The sequence below is a fragment of the Acinetobacter sp. YH12144 genome (genome assembly GCF_013418345.1).
GTDB classification, from domain to species: domain Bacteria; phylum Pseudomonadota; class Gammaproteobacteria; order Pseudomonadales; family Moraxellaceae; genus Acinetobacter; species Acinetobacter amyesii.
The window spans coordinates 100,893-121,626 of sequence record NZ_VPCD01000011.1; the positions used below are offsets into that span (position 1 = coordinate 100,893).

Sequence of the window (20,734 nt, forward strand, 5' to 3'; positions counted from 1 at the left end):
GAATACGCATTATCCATTAACATGTGGATAATGCTCTGATATATTCTGCCGATTCAAACCGTTTTTGAGCGTAATAATTTGACTACTCCTTTTTGGTATAACGCAGCTTTGGCGCTGATTAAGCCGCTATATCAATGGCGCATCAAAAAACGTGCTGAAGATTTCCAACTATATCAGCAAGAGTGTCTTGAGCGCTTTGGGCCATTTCAGCCGGTTAAAAACCGCGATGCAATTTGGTTTCATGTGGTTTCCGTAGGAGAAACCAACGCTGCACAGCCGCTGATTGAACATTATCTCAAAGCAGGTCATCCGGTCTTAGTCACCAATACCACCAAAACCGGACAAGCGCGTGCGAAACAATTATTTTTAAAAGCACCGTATGAATCACTGTTTCAGGCCGTGTATTTGCCGGCAGATCAAAAAAAATTAGTCCGTCGTTTTATCGAAAAATATCAACCGAAAATGTTGGCTCTAGTCGAAACTGAACTCTGGCCAAATTTGATGATTGAAGCCGATCAGGCTAACGTTCCGAGTTTATTAATTAATGCCAGATTATCTGAAAAATCGGCGAAGGGTTATGGCAAAGTCCCGAGTTTGACGCAGCCGATGCTAAAGAGTTTAAAACAATTATTAGCGCAAGATCAGGCAACTTTAACGCGATTTATTGGGTTGGGTGCAAACCCGCATACCAGTCAGGTCGTCGGTAGTATCAAGTTTGATATTCATGCGCCTGATAGCTTTGTGCAACAAGCAGCGCAGTTGCGTCAAGATTGGGCTTTGCAAGATCGTAAAATCATCACCATTGCCAGTACGCATGCGCCCGAGGAACAAAAACTACTCGCAGCGCTGCAGCCGATTTTGCAACAACAGCCTGAGCTGTTATGTATCGTCGTACCACGGCATCCTGAACGCTTTGATGAGGTTTTTGTAGAAGCGCAGAAACTGAATTTACGTACACAGCGCCGCAGTTTAAAGCAAACGATTCAGCCTGAAACGCAAGTGTATTTGGCAGATAGTATGGGTGAATTATGGCTTTGGCTGGCACTGAGTCAGGCGTGCTTTGTCGGCGGGTCTTTAAATGAACCTGGTGGTGGGCATAATATTTTGGAGCCCATTACGTTACATGTCCCGACAGTATTAGGTCAGCATTATTTTAATTTTCAAACCATTGTGGATGAATTTGTAGCGGCCCATGCGGTTGTGGTTGTGCGGGATTTTGAGCAGGCGGCCAGTGCATTGGTTGACATCATTCAAAATACTGCGAAAGCTCAGGCTTTAAATGATGCAGCTCAGCTGATTATGCAAAAGAATACTGGGTCGCTGCAAAAGCATATTCAGGTGATTGATCAGTACCTTTGATTTTTCAACTATGATTTAAATTGGTTGATGCTTCAAATAGATGAATGAATAGGCTTGGCGGAGCCTTACATCTAAGGTTTGAAGAAAGGGCTTAGCCTTCGGCTGGAGGTACTCTTACGAAACGTTGTTTCTCATTCGGTAAAATGAGATGCTAAGCTTCGCAAGGAAATCATCTGGTGGTGCAATGCACCTCACCGACAAAACGCGTCGAATTTTTATGTCTAACAAATAATCGCTGAAATTTGAGTGATTCTATTGAGTGTTGCCTTGAACCGTTGTGGATGACGTTTTCGTGTATCCAATTGAGTTGGGTAAGAGAATTTTTTATGAACATCGTCTTGCTTGATCCTCGTCAAACTGAATCTGAACTTTGGAGTATTAGCGCCAAACGTCAAATTGAGCATTTAAAAAACCATGTGAATATACAGGTGGGCGATACCCTCAAAGTCGGGATTCGGGAAGGAAAGCGTTATTTAACCCAAATCGTCAGTATTGCGGATCACGGCATTCAACTTAAACCCTTACAAGAAGAAGAAGTACCAGCAAAGCATCCGGTGACTTTAATTGTGGCAATGCCTCGTCCGAAAGTGTTGCGCCGTCTGATCATGGATGCCGTCACCTTAGGCGTAGAAAAAATCATTTTGCTGCACAGTTATCGCGTGGATAAAAGCTATTGGCAGACCCCATTTTTACAGCAGCTCGATCACTATGTGACCTTAGGTTTGGAGCAGGCTAGTGACACTATTGCGCCCAAAATTGAACTGTATAAACGCTTTAAACCCTTTGTGGAGGATGTTTTACCGAGCGTGATTTCATCGGACTATCCCGCTTATGTTGCGCATCCTTATGTTGAAGATGTGATGCCCGCAGGGATTCAACATGGATGTACGATCATTATTGGACCTGAAGGTGGATTTATCCCTTATGAGGTGGATTTACTCATAAAAAACGGCTGCCAAGCAGTCAGCTTAGGCAACCGAATTATCCGTACAGAAACTGTGATTCCGTACGTTTTAGGGCGATTATTTAGCTGTTGAAGCTTCTGCCTCAGCTTGATCACCACGGTAAACTTTCACTTCCTGTACAGGGTACGGAATTGAAATACCATTTTGATTGAATGCTTGGATAACGTGTTCTTGCACTTCACTGATCGAGTTCGCAGTGGTGGTTTCTGTGGTATCTACCCACCAACGGACATTGAGGTTGACTGAGAAATCAGCCAAAGCATTCACGTTTACGGTAAACGCAGGTTGGCTCAAAATGGTCGGGTCTTTGTCTAAAATGGCCAAAACAATGTTTTTAGCTTTTTGAATGTCATCTTCATAACCAATACCCACCACAAATTCACAACGACGACGTTGATAAGCGGTATTCACCGTTACCGCACTGGTGTAAACCGTCGCGTTTGGAATCACGATACGACGACCATCGGGAGAGCGTAGGAAGGTTGCACGAATTTGAATATCTTCAACTGTACCTTCCATTCCTGACACAATAATGTCGTCACCGATTTTGAACGGTTCACCGAGGAGAATCAAAATACCCGACAGTAAGTTCTGGAAAATATCTTTAAACGCGAAACCGATTGCAACCGAACCAATCCCCAAGGCACTCATGAGCTGACCCGGTGTGAAACCAGGGATCGCAATGACCATTGCAATCAGGAAACCGAAGAACATAATGGCTGAGCTACCGACACGGTTCAGGACCAAAACTAGATTTTGTTTTGAATAAGAACGGTCAGTGAGCGCTTTACGAACAAAGAATCTAAAGAGTTTTGACAGTAGATAGAAGATCGTAAAAACAATTAATGCGATACAAATATAAGGCAGGCGTTCCCAAAATCCATCGACAAATTTATCGATCGTTGAGTATGCGTCATTATATTTAGAGGTATGTTCCAGCACGGTTTGTGCGGTTTTTTCAGTTGCCTCTTGCAAAAGTTGAGTCGTGCCTTGAGTGACATCACTCAAGGCATTTTCTTTTTCAGCCACGAGTTTTCCAAATGTTCAGATTTTTCGCTATTTTGCCTGAAATTAGTGGCGAAAATAACCCTCATTTACAGGCTTGCGAACAGATGTATCAAAATTCAGACAGGCTCAAATTTGGTTAGTGGCTTAGAAATATTCAGTACCTTGTTGAATGATTTCTGTTGGCGATTCAATTTCTCCGCTACCCATCATATAAGACGTGATGCTACCTGTAGCCAAGAGCGACAAGACACTGATTAAAATCATCAACCATGCCAGAATTTTTTCCCAAACCGCAGCAGGGCGTGGCGCGCCGTATTGATTTACGGTCGGTGTGCCTGAGGCCAATAATAAATACAGGATAAAGAACAAATTGATCACGGGGATAAATAATAATAGTAGCAACCAACCGGCTTTATTGAGGTCATGCAGCCGACGCACGACAAAGACACAATAAAAATAAATGTAGAGAATAATAATCGCCAAATAGGCGAGGCCAGATACCCCAGTAAATATGCCAACAAATTGCTCATTTAACGCCATAGTATTGATATTGAAAATCCCAACGGCAAGGCTTAAAGCGATCAAGGCAAAAAAGCTGATGATATTGAGAAAGCCGTACCAACCAATCATGCTCAGTCGACCAAAACGTCCATCAGGTTTCAGGGGATTATCCGATGTAGTGGTCGTCTGACGGGAAAAGAAAGAAGAGTCATTGGTATTCATGCTTGGGTCAACTCAACGTGTATGGAAGAATAAAAAAGCGGAATGCTGAGTAAAATTACCTTTGCATTATAGTTTCAAATGAACTGATCAGATACTGAATTGAAACATGTTTTTGTTGAAATTTTGCTCAAAAATATGCTTTAAATGGGAAAGAATAATACGACCAAAGCATGATTGCTGCGATTAAAAATTAATAGTCATACTGCTGTGATGCAGAAATTATAAAAGTAGAAATGTGGCATGGCATCTCGTGATGAGATGAATCAGATCAAGGAAAATACAATATGAAAGAGATCTATCCAGTACCTGAAAGTTTTAAAAAAACCGCGCGCATCAATGAGTCGGAGTACTTTGAGCGTTATCAAAAATCGATTGAACAACCAGATGAGTTTTGGGCGGAGCAAGCGCAAAAGATCGATTGGATCAAACCGTTTACCCAAGTTAAAAATACCAATTTTAAGCAAGATGATTTCAAGATCGAGTGGTTTGCTGACGGTGAACTGAATGTCAGTGCCAACTGCCTCGATCGACATTTAAAAGAACATCCACATAAACCGGCCATTATTTGGGAAGGTGATCATCCTTCACGGCATAAAATCATTTCTTTTGAAGAACTGCATGATGAAACTTGCCGTTTTGCCAATGTGCTGAAAAAACATGGCGTGGGCAAAGGCGACCGTGTGGTGCTGTATATGCCAATGGTACCCGAAGCGGCAATTGCGATGTTGGCTTGTACCCGAATTGGTGCAGTACACTGCGTGGTTTTTGGCGGATTCTCACCAGACTCATTGGCAAGTCGTATTGATGATAGTCAGGCGAAAGTCGTGATTACTGCGGATTGTGGGATGCGTGGTGGCAAGCCCATTCCACTCAAAGAAAATGTCGATCTTGCACTCGACATTGAAGGCACATCTTCGGTTCAAAATGTCATTGTGGTGCACCGTACAGGTAACCCGATCGAAATGAAAGCGGATCGTGACCTGTGGTATCACATGGAAATCATGTCGGTCAATGATATTTGTCCACCTGAACCTATGAATGCCGAGGACCCACTATTTATTTTGTATACATCAGGTTCGACAGGAAAACCGAAAGGTGTATTGCATACCACAGGCGGCTATTTAACCTATGTGAATTGTACCTTCCGTGAAGTTTTTGACCTTAAACAAGATGATGTGTTTTGGTGTACTGCCGATGTTGGTTGGATTACGGGACACTCTTATGTGTTGTATGGGCCATTGTCGAATGGCACCACGACCGTGATGTTTGAAGGTGTACCACAATATCCAAGTTGGGCTCGAACCGGACATATTGTCGATAAACACAACGTCACTATTTTATATACGGCACCGACTGCAATTCGCGCCATGATGCGAGAAGGGGATGCCTTTGTCCGAGAAAGTGACCGCAGTAGTCTGCGTTTACTAGGTTCAGTGGGTGAACCCATTAACCCAGAGGCATGGAATTGGTACTACACCGTGGTAGGTGAAAGCCGCTGCCCAGTGGTAGATACATGGTGGCAAACAGAAACGGGTGGTTTCATGATTACGCCATTGCCTGGAGCAACCGATTTAAAACCAGGTTCAGCGACGCGTCCATTCTTTGGTGTACAACCTGCGATAGTTGATGCTGAAGGCAATGAGCTTGATGGTGCCGTAGAAGGCAATTTGGTGATTAAGGATTCTTGGCCGGGACAAATGCGAACCATTTGGGGTGATCCTGAGCGCTTTATTGAAGCCTATTTCTCCACTTATCCAGGGACGTATTTTACAGGTGATGGCGCACGTCGTGACGAGTCTGGCTATTATTGGATTACGGGCCGTGTGGATGACGTCTTGAACGTTTCAGGGCATCGATTGGGAACGGCTGAAATTGAGAGTGCGCTGGTTGCACATGATGCTGTGGCAGAGTCTGCGGTGGTGGGTATGCCACATGATATTAAAGGGCAAGGGATTTGCGCCTTTGTGACTTTACAAGCAGGGACAGCCGAGACGGATGAGTTACGTCAGGAACTAGTGGCTTGGGTACGCAAAGTCCTTGGACCAGTGGCAACGCCAGATGCATTGCATTGGGCGCCGGCCTTACCGAAAACCCGGTCTGGTAAAATCATGCGCCGTATTTTAAGAAAAATTGCGGCCAATGAGCTGGACTCTTTAGGCGACACTTCGACCTTGGCAGAGCCTCAAGTGGTTGAACATTTGATTGCGACGGTTTATCCGAAGGCATAAGCAACTTGAGCGTGAGTGATAGCGTTCTGATGAAAGTTCACTATCGCTCATGCGATGGGTTATTAAGGCAATATTTAACGTCCTTTCTCCTATAAAAGTTGATTAGGATGAAGGGACGTTCATGATGCATTTTATCCATCCTAAATACGACGTATAAAATGATCAAATTATAAGTCGCCTGAATCTTGGTGACTTAGATTTCATGAGATATAGATTTTACAGATATAGACTGCAGGCATTGAGATAAGCTGAATGCCTCTACTTTGTTAAGCTAAAACGGTAACAGAATAATCAGACAGACATATGAACGCTTCAACTCCATTGACTCAAGATCCGATCGATATTGCCCAAAAACTGGCGGCAGAATTTGCCACGACGGCTGCTCAGCGTGATAAGCAGGGGGGAAATCCCAAAGCTGAACGTGATTTGATTCGTCAAAGTGGTTTGCTTGCACTTTCCATTGGAAAACAATACGGTGGACAGGGGGCAGATTGGCTGACGATTTTTAAAACCATTCAAACCATTGCTCAAGTGGATAGCTCATTGGCGCATGTTTATGGTTTCCATCATTTATTGATTGCAACGGTACAGTTGTTCGCGCAGCCAGAGCAATATGGCCCGTGGTTTGAACAGACTGCACGTGAGCATTTGTTTTGGGGCAACACCCTAAACCCTTTAGACCGCCGTACTACAGCGACGCAACTGTCTGAACATGAATATGTGTTTCATGGCGATAAAAGTTTTTGTTCGGGTTCCATGGATTCAGACATTTTGCTGTGTTCTGGCTTCAATGACGACGGAAAATTATTGATCGGGGTGATTCCTACAGCACGTGAAGGCGTCAGTTTTCTCGGCGATTGGGACAATATGGGACAACGTCAAACCGACAGTGGAAGTAGCCATTTTGAACAAGTTAAAATTTCCAAAGATGAATTACTACTGAACCCAGGCCCATTAAGTACACCTTATTCGAGTTTACGCCCTTTGATTGCACAGTTGATCTTTGTACATATGTTCTTGGGGGTGGCAGAAGGGGCTTTTGAAACAGCAAAACAGACGGTTCAAAACCAAAAGGCGTGGTCAAAATCTCTGGCTGAAAATGCAGTGAATGACCCATTTATTCAAAAGCAATTTGCTGAGTTTTATGTGCAATTAGAAAGTGTACGATTATTGGCAGATAAAGCGGTTCAGCGTTTGCAAGGGGCTTGGGAGATTGGTGAAGCTTTGACGGCGGAACAACGTGGAGAAGTCTCTATTGCGATTGCAACTGCCAAAATCGCAGCCACCAATAGCTCGCTATACATTACGCAAAATATTTTCCAAGTGATGGGCGCACGTGCCACGACAGCCAAACTGAATTTAGATCGCTTCTGGCGCAATGTGCGTACCCAGACCCTACACGATCCGATTGATTATAAATATCAGGAAGTTGGTGAATGGGTACTCACAGCCAAAGTGCCAGACCCAAATTTTTATTCTTAAACGTATATTGCACATGAGCCAATAAAAAGTCTCCGAAAGGGAGGCTTTTTGCAATGTGCTGTCAGTCGATTTTAACGCTGATGGATATTTTCTAAGGTATCGACTAAGGTTCGCGTTGTTTGATCAATTTCATAATTCACGGCATCACCGACTTGGACATCTTTCCATGTAGTGAGGCGCAGTGTTTCAGGAATAAGATCGATTGAAATTTCACTGCTGGCACGATCAACACGGTTCACAGTCAAACTACAACCATTGAGCCCAATAAAACCTTTGAGAAAGAAATATTTAATATTGCCTGCTGGAATGTGAATATCGAGATGAAAGGTTTCCCCGCGATGCTCTAAGTTTTTGATCGTGGCTGTGCCTTCGATATGACCATATAGATTGTGACCACCATTTTCTGCTCCAACTTTGGCTGAGCGTTCGACATTGACCTCATCACCGGCCTTGAGTGCTTTTAACGTGGTGAGTTGATTGGTCAAATCAGAGACATCAAAATGCACTTGGTTGGCTGCCAAATCAATATGTGTAGCCGTTAAACACACGCCATTAATCGCCACACTTGCCCCGATAAAGACATCATGAAAAAAATTCTGATGATTTGAAATCACTAAGGTTGTGAAGCCATTGCCTTGACGAATGTCTAAGACTTTTTCTAAACCTTGCACGATGCCTGTATACATGTGAGCGTCTCTAAAATGATTTGCGTTTTCTGTATTGTAGGGACAAAACGACCGATCGGCTATGCCTTAGAGTGACCATTTCAGTACAGCGTTTTGATCCCTAGCAGTTCGATCTTGGCAATGGCCTACAATGCTCGGAAAGTTTCAATTGCAGCTAAGCGAGACTGCTTTAAATCGACGATCGGTTGAGGGTAGTTCAATTCTAGTTGAGGATTTTTGGCAAAGGGTTGGTGAATTTGCTTTGCATCCAAATCTGCCAGTTCAGGTAGCCATTGACGTAAATAATCCCCGTTCGGATCAAATTTCTGAGATTGGCTGATCGGGTTAAAAATCCGAAAATAAGGTACAGCATCTGTACCCGTCGAGGCGCACCATTGCCAACCGCCATTATTGGCTGCTAAGTCACCATCGACAAGGTGCTGCATAAACCATTGCTCCCCCAACCGCCAATCGATCAGTAGATTCTTACTGAGGAACATGGCACAAATCATCCGCACCCGATTATGCATCCAACCCGTAGCCAGTAGTTGACGCATCCCTGCATCGACAATTGGAATGCCTGTCTGACCTTGCTGCCATGCAGCCAAGTCTTGTGGTGCATGGCGCCATTTTATTTTTAAGGTTTTGGTTTGAAACGGCTGGTGCTGAGATACCTGCGGGTAGTCAAATAAAATGTGTTGGTAAAATTCACGCCAAAGTAGCTCATCGAGCCACGTTTGTTGCCCTCTGTGGTCGATCTGGAAATAGCCACCTTGTTCACGAAACAGGGCTTGCAGACATTGGCGAATAGACAAGATGCCCAAGTTGAGATACATGCCAATTCGACTGGTAGCATTGAGCGCTGGATAGTCCCGATCATCAGCATAACGACTCAGATGTTGTTCTATAAATTCATCTAAGCACTGCTGTGCATGATTTTCCCCAATCGGCCAAAGCTCGATTTGAGCTGCTAACAGCCCTGCGGGATAAAAAGGACGAAGATCGAATTCGGTTTGCCACAGAGGATGCTGGGCGAGAGCCGTTTGGGCTTCGATCGCAGGATAACAACTGGGCACACTGATGCTCAATTTCTCGTAGCAATTTTTCTTAAATGCACCGAAAACTTGATAAGGATGTCCAGATAGATTGCGAATACTGCCAACAGGAAACAGGGTGCGGTCATGGTACAGCTCAACAGAGATGTGCTGCTGTTCTAATAACTGTTGTACTTCGCGGTCTCGTTTAAGTTCATTCACACCATGTTCAATATGTGCATGAACAGTGTGTATATTGAGCTGAGTACATAGGGTTAATAGCTCAGTGGCGATGTCTGACCAATGGGGAATATTCTGAATAATCAGTGGAATATTTAGTTCAGCCAATTGCTGTCGCAAAAGTTCCAGTTGGGCAAGATAGCGATGGATTTTAATGGGGGCATCGTCATGCCTTGCCCATTGTTCAGGAGAAAGCGCAATAAAGGCAATCGTTGGACCAGACTGTGTCGCCTGCCACAGTGCGCTATGGTCATGTCGTCTTAAATCTTGTCGAAACCAAACCAGTTGCATGTTTATTGCCTCGTTTGTGTTGGAAATATCACTGGAATTACGGGGGTATCTATTGGTAATAAAATTATATAAAAAATCGATTTCTATAAAAAACCATATAATATCTATGGTTTAAGTTAACCGATTGCGCACAATGCTGTCAGCTTAAGCGTACAAGCAACGAAGTTTTTGACGCTAGGCGCACTTTTAAATTTTACCTAAGATGAACTCATACAGGAACAGGATGTTCCGGAACATAAAACAATAACAAAGTGTTCACCATCAGGACTGTGAAGCAAGACAGGAGTCATGCTTAAGTATCCATATAGAAAAAGCCCGACAGGATGTCGGGCTTTTTCTTTGTCTATAGGTTAGCTCATTTTCTAGAATCAAAGCATATCTTTAAATGGGACTCGAGATAAAAAATCCCCTAAGCCGAGCCTTAGGGGAGGAAAGTGAAGTGAGCCGATTGTGATTATTATGCTGATTTTATGAGCTGTGACTGCATCAACAATTATGCTGATTTAGCCTGCACAACTTGCTGCTGTTGAGCTTCCAGTTCACGAACCAGTGGCAACACTTTTTCGCCAAAGTATTCCACTTCTTCAATGAAGTGGAGAAAACCTGAGAGTACCAAATCGACGCCTACACTTTTGAGTTCCACAATACGTTCAGCAATTTGTTGTGGTGTGCCAATCAGATTGGTTTTAAAGCCGTCGTTATATTGAACCAAATCTTCAAAAGTTGATTTTGCCCAGTTACCTTCGCCCTCTTTGGTGGATGCACCTGCTTCACGAGTTGCATCGCCAAAAGCATTGACCGCTTCGGTATTGGCATTGTCGATAATAGCTTGAAGCACCGCTTGGGCTTCTTCCTCCGTATCTCGGGCAATGATGAAGGCATTCACCCCGATTTTGACCTGATGGTTGTTGGCTTTGGCTTTTTCACGAATATCATCGATCTGCTTTTTCAACTCAGCAGGAGTATTGCCGTTGGTGAAGTACCAATCGGAAACACGGGATGCCATGTCACGTGCTGCACGTGAACTGCCACCTTGGAAGATTTCGATATGCGGTTTTTGCACAGGTTTTGGAGATAGGGTGTAGTCTTTAAATTGATAGTATTTACCATCAAAACTAAAGTTATCCTGCGTCCACACGCCTTTTAAGCTACGAATGAACTCTTCAGAGCGCGCATAGCGTTGATCATGTTCGGGCCATTCTTCACCAATCGCATCAAACTCTCCACGGAACCAACCACTTACAACATTGATTGCAATACGGCCATTGGTAAGATGATCGATGGTCGCCAATTGTTTCGCAGCCAGAGCTGGTTTCCAAGGGCCGGGTAAAATCGCTGCAATGACTTTGAGCTTTTCGGTTTTGGCCAAAATACCATGACTGAAACTAACCGATTCATGTTGATTTTCCGCGTTATAGCCTGCGGTAAAACGAATTTGAGTCAGCGCATAATCAAAGCCACTTTTTTCTGCAGCTTGTGCCAAACGCACGTTATAGTCGTAGCTCCAATCGGTACGCTGTTCAATATTACTGACCACCAAACCACCACTGACGTTTGGTACCCAATACGCAAATGTAATGTTTTTTTCTTGTACTGACATTTTGCAAACCCTCGGGATCGAATTGTTAAGCTGTGGTGTTTAGGCCACTTGCGTTTTTGGCTTTTTACTATGCAGTCGAGCTTCAGCGGCATCCAAACTTGGAACAGCTGCAGAAGGAAGGACTTCTTCTTGCTCGATTTGCTTATTAATGCCCAAGTTTTGGTTGGCTTGTTGAGACTTGGCTTTCACCACTTCAGCACGCTGACCTTTGGCTGGAGCCCATTCCAAAATCGGCAGCGCACGTGCTACAGCTAAAGTAATGCGGTCACGCAGTAATTCACTATGAATGGTGTATTCAGGGGTGAAATCACGATCTGTTGCATAGACCCCAATCGGCAATGTTTGCGCTTGGAAGAAACTGAACAATGGACGCAGTTGATGTTCAAGCACTAAAGCATGGCGTTCAGAACCACCCGAAGCTGCAAGCAAGACAGGTACATCCACCAATGCAGTTTGTTCGACAAAGTCAAAGAAGTGTTTAAACAGACCTGTAAATGAAGCACGGTAAACTGGTGTTCCAACAATCAGTGCATCAGCAGCTTCAACGGCAGCAAGGTCATCTTGTACACGTTGTGGCAATTGGTTACGGTAAATCGCGCCACCTAATAAATTGCCAATTTCACTAAACTTAATAAAATGCACATTGATTGGAGTCGCATCACCGAGCTCATCAACAATGGCTTGTACCAAAGCTTCAGTTTTAGATGGATTGTTTAGACCACCTGACACAGCAACAATATTCAGGGGTTTTTGTAGATTAATTTGAGACATTTTTTAAACCTAAAAGTGTGGTTTCTCGGAATGCCTTTTATTAATCTCGATGGGTGGATCACTGTAAAATAACGAAAATCAGAAAAGTTATCTGATTTTTAGATATATTGGAAAAACCACAAGATTCGTGAAATTTCAAATTTTAAACTGTTGATATTCAACATATAATGCTTAGATATAAGCATTTTTACTGTGTTGATAAAATTTATATGAAAATATGATTAGATTTAAAGATTTATAGAAAATGCGAAAAAAGACGCATTTTAGGTGAAAATCTACATTTTAAATGCAAAAAAATAAGTTCTTGCATATCCTTCACATAGCATGTGTGGTTAGAATAGGGTCATTGTGCACAAGATCTCTCACGTTGCTTATGAATATTTTAATCGTTGATGATCACCCGCTGTTTCGTCATGCTTTAATTCAGGCGGTTCGTTATAGTTTGCCTCAGGCGCAAATTCATGAGACTGCAGCAGTCAATGAATGCTATGAACGTCTTGAAAATGGCCCTGAGCCTGATCTTGTGTTATTGGATTTAAACTTGCCGGGTGCTTCAGGCTTTTCTGCCTTGGTGCATATTCGCGCGCAATATCCATCGATTCCAATCATTGTGGTCTCTGCGCATGAAGAAGCGTCGATTATCCAACGTGCGATTGCACATGGTGCGATGGGTTATATTCCAAAATCTGCACATCCAAGCCACATTGGTGAAGCGATTCGTCAAGTCTTAGAAGGCGAGATTTGGTTACCACCAAATTTACCTGCCAACATGAACTTTGACCCACGTGCTGCAGATGAAACAGCATTGGCAGAACGTATTCAGTCTTTAACACCGCAACAATTCCGTGTGTTAATGATGGTGGCAGAAGGTTTGTTGAATAAGCAAATTGCCTATGAGTTGGATGTGTCTGAAGCAACCATCAAGGCGCATGTAACGGCAATTTTCCGTAAGTTGGGCGTACAAAACCGAACTCAAGCTGTATTGGCAATTAATGCATTGAATATTGAAGAAAAGAAAATCTAAGGATTTTTTCAAAAAAAAGACCTCCATCGTGGAGGTCTTTTTTTATGCTGTTTAAGCGATAGAACAATGCGAATTAAACCAATAACTGATATTACGCACCTAAAAGTAATTTCGCATTTTTAAAATGATTTTTAAGTCAGTTCGACGGAGTCTTACATCTAGGGATTAAATAAAGGGATCAGCCTTCGGCTGGAGGTACTTTTGTTTCGGCAAAAGTACCCAAAACCATTGTCATCCGCAAAACTCGTTCACTTGCGCCAAATTATTCAAAGTATCGCAAAAACATTTGTGATTAGAAGTCGTCCTGTCTCAAACACTTGCGGATGACGTTACCGCGTATCGTTCTTTTATTTGAATCAAATTGTGCTTCTGATGTTACTGCGTAACATCAGTTAATACCTTATATAAACAACTTCAACAATAACTTAAGCAATATAGTCTTGCTTAGGCGTCAGATCGGTACAATACAAAGGGTTGAGCGCACATTGTAATTCATCAATTTGTTCATCGGACACATAGCCCCGCGCTTTGAGATAATCCGCTACACGGTCATCACGTAAACTCAGGAAAGCCGCATCATAAACACCCAAATCCACAAATAGGGCTGCAGTTTCTAAGCTGTTAAAACGATCCAGATAAACATCATTGTCATACATCAGGAAGATATGGTCTTGCTTGGAGTTGGCATCGACATTTAAACGTTGTGCCAATTCAAATGGCGCTGTTTTAATAAATAGTAAATCAGATAATTCATCAAACTGTGTTTTATCCAGCTGGTTTTGGTCGGTTTTGACTTTACCGAGCCACGCTTTAAACACCAAAACCGCACCACCACGCAGTAGCATGCTCCAAATCTGATGACGGGTGTCCAAACCCAAGCCATTGGATTCTGCTTCTAAATTTTGCAGCAGTAGGTCTTCTTGCTCTGCCAGTCGATCGAATAAGCCAAGGCCTTGAGGTTTGTAGGCATTCGGCGAAAAGACATCAAAATTCAGTTCATCAAACACTTGTAACGCGAGAGGAACGGCACTGCGATAGAGCGTTTCCAGCGCTTCGACTTGCACATCACTTAATTTGCTGAACTTAAATAGCTGACGCCAATCGATCTTTGGCAAAATGGCATTGGCACCATACTGACGATGAAACTGTAGATTTTGATCAAAACCATGCGGCATTGTTTCTGAAATATTCACAAGATCACTCCTAATATGCGGGGGAGATCAGCTTCTCAAGTGTTGAGTTATGACGCTTCTTGAATTGGCTTGAAACTGATCAACTTCTTATGAATATTTTTAAAACGAACGGCCGCAGCTAAATATACGACCAAAGTTTTAGTTTTTATTTTTGGTTATAAAAATATGATTTAAATCAAATAGATTTTTAATTGTAACTAAGTGTACAAGTGTTCACTCACGCATTCGATATCTTTTGCCATAGGCAATCTTAATTTGATATTTATGGCTAATAAATAGACGAAATATCGGGGCTATTTTGAATGGTCTTGCCGTTGAGACAAATTTTTTTGCCAGTTAGGTAAGTTTAAGTAAAAGCAAGGTAAACAAAAGCCCATTTCATGTGAATGAAATGGGCTACTTTTCACAGAGCGATGTCCTGTAACAACGCTACTGATTTGAAATTTTTAAACCAGATAACCATGAACGCAGTGAAGCCGGTTTCAATGGTTTTTTCAGTAAGACGATGTTTAACTCTTTTAGACGTTGCGGTAGTTCAGGATCAGAATCTGCGGTAATCAGCGCCACAGGGACATTTTCCTGACGGTTATCTAAAATAAAGTCGAGACCGATCTTGTTGTTATTCAAGTGTTGGTCAACCAACCAAACTTGAATATTTTCTTGTTGAATCAACTCCATGGCCTGTTCAGGTTCAGTGGCTTTAAAGACTTGATAGCCCCATTTGGTCAGTAAGGTCGACATCCCTTCCAAAATGGTTTCATCATTGTCTAAGCACAGAATCTTATAGGCTTTGGTCTTCAGCGGAACCGCTTGAGTCGGTGCAGCGACCACTTTTGGCGCAGCGACCACAGGCACTTCAATCATAAAACACGAACCATGACCAAGTTCTGAGAACACATGCACTGGGTAGTCGAGTAGGCTGGTCATGCGTTGCACGATGGCTAAACCTAAGCCCAGGCCCTGTTCGCCCCAAGGAGAGGTATGTCCACAGCGTTCGAACTCTTGGAACAACTTAATGCGCTGTTCTTCCGCGATCCCAGGACCTGTATCCCAAACGCCAATACGAATATGTCCTGGACGTGCTGAACGTAGCACACCGACAACCACACGACCACGTGCCGTATAGCGTAGGGCATTGCTGACGAAGTTTTGAATAATACGACGAATCCACTGTGGGTCGGTGTCAATCCAGAACTGAGCATCGTGTACGGTCAGTTTGATATTACGCTGTGCCGCAATCGATTTAAATTGAAGTTCAAGATCGCTGAGTAAGTCATGCAGCGGATAAGGCTGACGTTTTGGTTGAATGGTTCCACCTTCGAGTCGTGCGATATCCAAGAGGGCAGAGAGCATACTTTCCGCACCATGCAGCGCACGATCTAGTTGCTGAAGCGTTTTACGATCATCGTCATTTTGTACGCTTTGCTCGAGGGCGGTACTAAACAGGCGAGCAGCATGCATCGGTTGCAATAAGTCATGGCTTGCAGCAGCAATGAAGCGGCTTTTCGACATATTGGCTTTATCGGCTTGCTCACGTGCCAATTGTTGTTCGGACAGGGCATCTGCCAACTGTTGGGTACGGTCTTGTACACGCCCTTCAAGCAAGGCTTCATTTTCACGGAATGCAGTAATATCGGCAAAGGTCGTGACGAAACCACCGCCTTCGATCGGGTTCCCGCGCATCTGAATTACACGACCATCTTTACGAATTCGTTCAAATTCGTGTGCGCTGCCGACTTGCATCCAATGCATACGTTTACGCACATGTTCTTCGACTGAACCAGGACCACATTCGCCGCGTTCAGCGTTATAACGAATCAAGTCTGAAATTGGGCAACCGACATAGACAATGTCTTTTGGATAATCAAACAGTTTGAGGTATTGATTATTCCATGCCACCAAACACATATTTTCATCAACCACGGACACACCTTGAGTCATATGGTCGATCATGGTCATGATCAGGTTTTGGTTAAAGCGCTGCCACTGTGAGGCTTGGTCAAGAATATTTGCGACCTGACCGAGTGCTAAACCATTATTGACCATGGCTGTGGTGAGTAGGGTACGGGCAGATGCCGCACCGATGGTGCCGGCAAGATACTGTTCGGTAAAACGCCACCACATGCCGTTGGCGCTGCTATTTTCATTCAAAACGACATTGTTTTGTGCGCAGAACTGGTTGAAGGCGCGCATAGTTGGACCTTCACCGGTAATGCGTTTTGCCAAAGTAATCAGATCACCTACTTTTAAGCGTGCCACATCATGGTGAATATAGCTGATGTCGTTTGATGTACTTTGAGCCGGGAGGGGCTTGGTTTCATAATAAAAGAAACTTTCGGCCTGAATTTGCTCGGCAACACTTGGACGGAAGACGCGGGAAATCCAAATATAGAGGGTGATATTTAAACCGAGTGCCCAAACTACGCCATGGGTAAGTGGATCGAAAGATTCAAACCCTAACAGTGCTTCAGGACGTAACCAACTCAAGCCTAGCGGACCCTGACTTAAAAGATTTTCGGTAAATGTTTTAAATTGTTCAGGCAGGCTACGCAATACGGTTGGTAATAACAGGGTATAAGCCCACATGCCAAAGCCGACCAACAGACCTGCATATACGCCTTGCTTACTTCCGCCGCGCCAATATAAACCACCAATTAACGCCGGTGCAAACTGTGCCACAGCACTGAAGGCCAATAGGCCAAATACCGATAATTGGTCAATGTCATTGAAGAAATGGAAGAACAAGAAGCCCAATAACATGACCGCTAAAATACATACACGACGTGTGAATTTCAGTACGAGTGGTAGGCGTTTGTCATGACGTGACAATAAGCGTGTACGCCACAGTGCAGGCATGATCAAGTCATTACTGAGCATAATCGACAAGGCCACTGACGACACCAACAGCATACCTGTCGATGCTGAAAAACCACCGAGAAACGCAAGTAAGGTCAACCAGTCTTGGTTATAACTCAAAGGCAGTGAGAGCACGGCAACATCGGGGATTGCCAAGTAGGCAGGTGCTGCATGCAGCGCCCAACTGGCAATCGGGATGATCGCGATAATGGTTAAAATCAGATAAATGGCAAACCAACGACGAGCACCACGGATATGCTTTTCATCTCGCAGTTCAACCACCGCGACATGGAACTGACGTGGTAGACAAATAATCGCTAATGCAGCCAATAAAGTTTGAATCCAAAAGCTTTCTGGCACACCTTTGAGCTGAACATCTTTAAAGGTGGTGTTGATGTCATGGCTGATTTGAGCCATGTTTTCAGGTGATTCAAAAACAAAGAAAAATGCGACTGCAAGTAGTGCAAACAGCTTGACGAAAGACTCAAATGCCACAGCCAACATTAAGCCGCCGTGCTGTTCAGTATTGGCAATCTGTCGTGTCCCAAACATCATCGCCAAAATCGCCAATACACCAGTCAAAAACAGCACACTATTGGTGGTGCTGGTCAGACCAGCGGTCGGTTCTAAAATGACCGTTGCACTTAGGGCAATTGCACGTAGTTGCAAGGCTAAATAGGGAATAATGGCAATCACGGCAAGGATCGTGACTAATGACGCTAAGGGGCCACTTTTACCATATCGTGCTGCTACAAAGTCGGCAATCGATGAAATGGCATGATGCTGACGGACACGGCCTAAACGTCGCCAAATATCATAGCCGAGCGCAACAAATAGCAGCGGTCCTAGATAGATCGGCAGGAAAATAATGCCCTCACGAACCGCGGCACCTGTTGCGCCATAAAACGTCCAAGATGAACAGTAAACCCCTAAAGTTAGACTAAAGAGAAGCATTCTGCCGCGAGTACTGAGCCTGCTGGCATGCTTTTCACCAAAGAATGCACATACAAAGAGTAATGCGATGTAAAGGGCCAATACCCCGACGATAAGCCAACTATTCATAGAGCCTGCAGCATATTAATTCTCGCTTAATGATAACGCATCCATAGGCTTAGGGAGGTTATTGCTCAAAATTTAACGACCAAAGTCTAAATTACAAGAGATAAGGAACATTGGTAAGTTTAGCTTCGAAATAATTCGAATTAGAAAATTGCGCGCCAAGGTTCGGCGTAAGGAGAACATTATGGATGAGAGACAGGTAGAACAAATTCTACAGAATCCAAAATTTAAGGAAATGGTTAGCCGTAAAAGTAAGTTGAGCTGGACTTTGACGATCATCATGTTGGTGGTCTATGTCGGCTTCATGCTACTTGTGGGCTATAACAAAGAGTTCTTGATGCAATCCGTGAGTGGTGGTGTAACCACGATTGGTATGCCATTAGGTTTGAGCATTATTGTATTGTCATTCCTACTCTGTGGTGTGTATTCGTACATTGCAAATAATAAATTAGATGCATTAAACGAAGAAGCAATGCGTGAAGTAGAAGCAATTACTCAAGAAAAAGGACTTCACTAAGATGAAATGGAATTCATTGAAAGCAACAGCACTGGCGGCTCCCGCTCTGCTCATGTCAAGCATGGCAATGGCAGGACCAGATTTAGGTGAAGCACAGCAGCAAGCGACCAACTGGCACGCAATTATCATGTTTGCCATCTTTGTAGGTTTTACGCTGCTAATTACTAAATGGGCTGCAAAACAAACTACCAACACTGCAGATTTCTATACTGCTGGTGGTGGTATTTCAGGTTTCCAAAATGGTCTAGCGATTGCCGGTGACTATATGTCAGCAGCATCGTTCCTCGGTATTTCCGCAATGGTATTCAGTTCAGGCTTTGATGGCTTGCTGTATTCATTGGGCTTTATGGTGGGTTGGCCAATTGTATTGTTCTTAGTAGCAGAGCGTCTGCGTAACTTAGGTAAATTCAACTTATCTGACGTTGTATCGTTCCGTTTGGCTGAAAAACCAGTACGTACATTGGCAGCAATGAGCTCGCTGGTGGTTGTAGCGTTCTACCTAATCGCACAGATGGTAGGTGCAGGCCAGTTAATCAAATTGTTATTCGGTCTAAACTACAACATTGCGGTTGTGATTGTTGGCTTGCTGATGATGGCGTATGTAATCTTCGGCGGTATGTTGGCAACGACTTGGGTACAGATCATTAAAGCAGTGATGCTACTTTCTGGCGCAACGTTCATGGCATTCATGGTCATGAAGGGCGTGGGCTTCAGCTTCTCTGAAATGTTCTCACAATCTATTCAAGTTTTCTCTAAAGTTCACGAAGTGACTTTGGCAGAAGCGGGCAATATTATGGGGCCTGGTAAATTGGCTGCGAACCCAATTGATGCGATCTCTCTAGGTCTGGCATTAATGTTCGGTACAGCAGGTTTACCACACATCTTAATGCGTTTCTTCACGGTTAAAGATGCCAAAGAAGCGCGTAAATCAGTGGTTGTAGCAACAGGTTTCATTGGTTACTTCTACCTACTGACTTTCATCATTGGTTTTGGTGCGATCCTTTACGTTTCAAACAACCCACAATTCCTTGATGTTGCAAAAATGGCGGTAACTGGCAAGCTAGAGCTTGTTGGTGGTAACAACATGGCTGCGGTGCATTTATCTGATGCATTAGGCGGTGATTTGTTCATGGGCTTCATTTCAGCGGTGGCATTCGCAACGATTCTTGCAGTTGTTGCAGGTCTAACATTGTCTGGTGCTTCAGCTATTTCACATGACTTGTATGCAAACGTATTCAAGAAAGGTCAAACAACGCCAGAATCTGAACTTCGTATGTCTAAAATCGCGACTTTAGGTCTTGCGATCTTCGCGATGATTTTAGGTATCTTGTTCGAGAAACAAAACGTTGCATTCATGGTTGGCTTGGCGTTCTCTGTAGCAGCATGTGCAAACTTCCCAGTACTTGTATTGTCTATGTTCTGGAGAGGCTTGACCACTCGCGGCGCAGTGATTGGCGGTTTAGTAGGTCTGCTTACAGCAGTGACCCTAATTATCTTATCTAAAGCAGTTTGGGTAGATACATTCGCAATCTCTGAAACACCAATTAACCCATTCAATGGTCCTGCTATCTTTGCAATGCCATTGGCATTCATCTGCTGCTGGTTGTTCTCTGTGACTGATAATTCAGCACAAGCACAAGCTGAGCGTAAAGCATTCGATGCACAGTATGTACGTTCACAAACTGGTATTGGTATCTCTGGTGCTTCAGATCACTAATC

The 20,734-nt window shown here is 43.6% G+C and carries 15 protein-coding genes; 7 read left to right on the forward strand and 8 right to left on the reverse strand.

Annotation, left to right across the window (positions count from 1 at the left end):
* The first annotated feature begins 78 nt into the window (after positions 1-78).
* Both FTU79_RS09225 and FTU79_RS09230 read left to right on the forward strand, forming a co-directional pair.
* Complete coding sequence (locus FTU79_RS09225; protein ID WP_180049756.1) at positions 79-1,359, forward strand: 3-deoxy-D-manno-octulosonic acid transferase; 1,281 nt, start codon at positions 79-81, stop codon at positions 1,357-1,359.
* 326 nt (positions 1,360-1,685) lie between these two features.
* Entirely contained in the window at positions 1,686-2,396 is a 711-nt protein-coding gene (locus FTU79_RS09230; protein WP_180049758.1) for a 16S rRNA (uracil(1498)-N(3))-methyltransferase, read from the forward strand.
* Here FTU79_RS09230 and FTU79_RS09235 read toward each other — a convergent pair.
* Both FTU79_RS09235 and FTU79_RS09240 read right to left on the reverse strand, forming a co-directional pair.
* On the reverse strand, positions 2,382-3,353 hold the full coding sequence (locus FTU79_RS09235; RefSeq protein WP_078190551.1) for a mechanosensitive ion channel family protein: 972 nt from the start codon (positions 3,351-3,353) through the stop codon (positions 2,382-2,384). The genes FTU79_RS09230 and FTU79_RS09235 overlap by 15 nt on opposite strands.
* A gap of 123 nt (positions 3,354-3,476) precedes the next feature.
* Positions 3,477-4,055 carry a DUF805 domain-containing protein gene (locus tag FTU79_RS09240; RefSeq protein WP_180022760.1) on the reverse strand — a complete coding sequence of 193 codons (579 nt, stop codon included), beginning with the start codon at positions 4,053-4,055 and terminating at the stop codon, positions 3,477-3,479.
* Between the two features lie 284 nt (positions 4,056-4,339).
* On the opposite strand from FTU79_RS09240, the gene acs reads away from it, so the two are divergent.
* Positions 4,340-6,283 carry an acetate--CoA ligase gene (gene acs, locus FTU79_RS09245; RefSeq protein ID WP_180049760.1) on the forward strand — a complete coding sequence of 648 codons (1,944 nt, stop codon included), beginning with the start codon at positions 4,340-4,342 and terminating at the stop codon, positions 6,281-6,283.
* 303 nt (positions 6,284-6,586) lie between these two features.
* Positions 6,587-7,765: an acyl-CoA dehydrogenase family protein gene (locus tag FTU79_RS09250; protein ID WP_180049762.1), complete on the forward strand. Its 1,179-nt coding sequence runs from the start codon at positions 6,587-6,589 to the stop codon at positions 7,763-7,765.
* A 71-nt stretch (positions 7,766-7,836) separates the two neighbouring features.
* Here the strand turns inward: FTU79_RS09250 and FTU79_RS09255 are convergent, their stop codons facing one another.
* From FTU79_RS09255 to msuE, 4 genes are all read right to left on the reverse strand, one after another.
* Positions 7,837-8,451, reverse strand: coding sequence for a riboflavin synthase subunit alpha (locus FTU79_RS09255; protein ID WP_180035440.1), 615 nt, complete (start codon positions 8,449-8,451; stop codon positions 7,837-7,839).
* A 125-nt stretch (positions 8,452-8,576) separates the two neighbouring features.
* A complete protein-coding gene (locus tag FTU79_RS09260) occupies positions 8,577-9,995 on the reverse strand; it encodes a deoxyribodipyrimidine photo-lyase (RefSeq protein WP_180049765.1) in 1,419 nt (472 codons plus the stop codon).
* 493 nt (positions 9,996-10,488) lie between these two features.
* Positions 10,489-11,595, reverse strand: a complete 1,107-nt coding sequence (sfnG, locus tag FTU79_RS09265) for a dimethylsulfone monooxygenase SfnG (protein WP_078190545.1) — start codon at positions 11,593-11,595, stop codon at positions 10,489-10,491.
* Between the two features lie 39 nt (positions 11,596-11,634).
* The gene (gene msuE / locus FTU79_RS09270) at positions 11,635-12,366 is read right to left on the reverse strand and encodes an FMN reductase (RefSeq protein WP_180049767.1); all 732 of its coding nucleotides are present in this window, start codon (positions 12,364-12,366) and stop codon (positions 11,635-11,637) included.
* Between the two features lie 373 nt (positions 12,367-12,739).
* On the opposite strand from msuE, the gene FTU79_RS09275 reads away from it, so the two are divergent.
* Positions 12,740-13,390 carry a response regulator transcription factor gene (locus FTU79_RS09275; protein WP_078190543.1) on the forward strand — a complete coding sequence of 217 codons (651 nt, stop codon included), beginning with the start codon at positions 12,740-12,742 and terminating at the stop codon, positions 13,388-13,390.
* 425 nt (positions 13,391-13,815) lie between these two features.
* Here FTU79_RS09275 and FTU79_RS09280 read toward each other — a convergent pair whose 3' ends face one another.
* Positions 13,816-14,565, reverse strand: a complete 750-nt coding sequence (locus FTU79_RS09280) for a hypothetical protein (protein WP_218945445.1) — start codon at positions 14,563-14,565, stop codon at positions 13,816-13,818.
* 447 nt (positions 14,566-15,012) lie between these two features.
* On the reverse strand, positions 15,013-18,501 hold the full coding sequence (locus FTU79_RS09285) for a PAS domain-containing hybrid sensor histidine kinase/response regulator (protein WP_180022766.1): 3,489 nt from the start codon (positions 18,499-18,501) through the stop codon (positions 15,013-15,015).
* 181 nt (positions 18,502-18,682) lie between these two features.
* Between FTU79_RS09285 and FTU79_RS09290 the strand changes: the two genes are divergently transcribed.
* Entirely contained in the window at positions 18,683-19,015 is a 333-nt protein-coding gene (locus FTU79_RS09290; protein ID WP_078190540.1) for a DUF485 domain-containing protein, read from the forward strand.
* Position 19,016: 1 nt separating this feature from the next.
* On the forward strand, positions 19,017-20,732 hold the full coding sequence (locus tag FTU79_RS09295; protein WP_180002715.1) for a cation acetate symporter: 1,716 nt from the start codon (positions 19,017-19,019) through the stop codon (positions 20,730-20,732).
* Positions 20,733-20,734: the final 2 nt, after the last annotated feature.